Here is a 216-nt window from a genome sequence, read left to right on the forward strand (position 1 = left end):
TTTCGATACGGGCAACGTTAGTACCTGCTGTAGAAGCGATACGGTTGATACCGATGCTTTTCAGGCCAGTTGCATCTTGCAAGTCAACTGCAACAACGGCGTTGTTGTTGACGTTTTGTGCATCAGCAGAGCCAGTGAACGTGAAGTTCGCTGTCTGGATGTTTTTGAGCGTTGGGGTGATGATTGGCGCGCCGTTGTCATTGGAGTTACCCAGTG

General features: G+C 50.0%; 1 protein-coding gene. It reads right to left on the minus strand.

Going from position 1 to position 216, the window contains the following annotated elements; translation table 11 throughout:
* Positions 1 to 216 (minus strand): hypothetical protein (locus tag ACO0LN_RS30510; protein WP_422980539.1); only part of this gene is annotated, 216 nt, incomplete at both ends.

Source organism: Undibacterium sp. TC9W (assembly GCF_049339865.1).
Classification (GTDB): Bacteria; Pseudomonadota; Gammaproteobacteria; order Burkholderiales; family Burkholderiaceae_D; genus Undibacterium.